Here is a 1,913-nt window from a genome sequence, read left to right as displayed (position 1 = left end):
TCGGAAGGCACGTGCAGACCTTTCGTCATGGCCTCCTACCTTTCTTTCGGGCCCTTGTCAGGGCCGATTCGTTAGCGCCCCTCCGTGTGAGGCGTTATTGCTGACGACATATTTATATCCAAAATCAGCCCATACTTCCACCTTGCCCCCGAACGGTTTTTTATAGGGGGTGAACGGCATACACATATACTTCACGCATGGCACACTTTGATTTAATAAAGTTTATTTACGTGCTTAAATGCTTTTTCAAACCAAATAGCAAATGGAACTTAACTTTATTGAACCGCCCTCAAATTGCATATTTCTAATAAAGCTATGAATAGAATTAGCGATTCATACCGCGTCTCAACCATTTTCATTTTTATTCAGAAAAAAGTTTGTCCTATTCATTTCTGGTATGCATATTACCGTTTACCAGACGCTTGGTACCGTTCACCGGAAGTTCAGTATAAGGCCCAACGAACACCGGCTCGCCTTACGGCCTCATTTGTAACAACTTGACTTCTCGGTATAGAAAAACAGACCCGCTCCCCTCATGGGAAACGGGTCTGTTATCGATAATCGTAGACAGATTTGAGTGGCTTTGAGAGCCGTCGGAATCCTAGCGATCAAACTCCGCCAGCGCCTCGCCCAGAAGCCTCAGGCCCTCGCGAAGAACGTCTTCGCTCGCGCAGTAGCCCAGACGCGCGCCGCAGGGAAGCTCAAAGCGGCTGCCGGGAACCAGCAGCACTCCCCTCTCGGCCAACAGGCGCTTGCAGAACTCCTCATCGTCCTCCGGAATATCCAGCTGGATAAACGAGGTGGATACGCCCTGCGGCGCCGTCCAAGAGACGCGGCTCTGCGTATCGATCCATGCCTGAGCGATATCACGGTTGCCAAACACGATCTTACGGTTGCGCTCAAGGATCTTATCCTTGTGCTCGAGCACGTAGGTCGCCAGGGCGTCGTTGAACACGCCGCCGCAGATCATGGTGTAGTCACGATAGGTGCGGATGCGGTTGGAGACCTCTTCGTCGGCCACGACCCAGCCCACGCGAGCCGCAGGCGTCGAATAGGTCTTGGACACCGAGTTGGTGACGATGGCCTTCTCGTACACGTCGGCCATCGATATAAAGGACTCGGTGTTCTCGAGCGGCAGATACACCTCGTCGCACAGCACATAGGCGCCCACCGAACGGGCAATCTCGGCAATCTGGCCGAGCGTATCGGCATCGAGCACCGTACCGATGGGGTTCGATGCGTTATTGATGCAGATGAGCTTGGTGTTGGGGCGCACCAAGCGCTTGAGCTGTTCGATATCGGGCTTCCAGCCGAGCTCCTCGCGGAGCTCCCAATACTCGACCTCGGCACCCAGCGTACGCGGGATCTCGTAGAGCGGCGCATAGGTAGGCCACTCGGCAATCACGTGATCGCCGGGCTCCACAACGGCCATGATGGCGTTGAGGTTGGCGCCCGTGCAGCCATTGGTCTGCAGAATGTGATCGGGATTGACATCGCGACGATACAGCTTGGCGACCTCGGCCTTAAATTCCGGCGATCCCTCGATCCAGCCGTAGTTCATCTTCTCGCGATCCAGGCGCTCGTAGAACGTGGCGCCGTCCTGCTCGTCCAGTGCGCGAAGCTCGCCCATGGTCAGCGACGAGATCGTCGACTGAGCTATATCCCAGGTAGCACTCTTCTCCCAAACGTTGAGCCATTCCTCAACACCGATTGTCTTGATATCCATGGCCACCTTATCTGATCTTCATTTAGCGTCATTAAACATGAATGGGGCGGTGCGAAAGATCCGCACCGCCCCAATGGGAGACATCTAATGGCAGCTAGATGTTTGTAGTAAGACCTGTACGGGTCTTTGAAAACCTTAGAGGTCCTCGCGCCAGAAGGGCATGCTCATGCAGCGCGGGCCGCCGCGG

At 54.6% G+C, this 1,913-nt stretch carries 1 protein-coding gene; it reads right to left on the bottom strand.

What is annotated here, in order from left to right:
* Positions 1-601: 601 nt before the first annotated feature.
* Complete coding sequence (locus DW112_RS09825; RefSeq protein ID WP_118328868.1) at positions 602-1,726, bottom strand: aminotransferase; 1,125 nt, start codon at positions 1,724-1,726, stop codon at positions 602-604.
* Positions 1,727-1,913: the final 187 nt, after the last annotated feature.

Origin of the sequence: Collinsella sp. AM09-41, from assembly GCF_003473245.1 — a bacterium.
GTDB lineage: Bacteria > Actinomycetota > Coriobacteriia > Coriobacteriales > Coriobacteriaceae > Collinsella.
Note: the sequence above shows the minus strand (reverse complement) of the source record. Positions and strands in the feature narration are given on the sequence as shown.

Bases quoted from the DNA above. Each gene is read 5' to 3' on its own strand.
- DW112_RS09825 (WP_118328868.1), bottom strand. From the start codon at position 1,726: ATGGATATCAAGACAATCGGTGTTGAGGAATGGCTCAACGTTTGGGAG.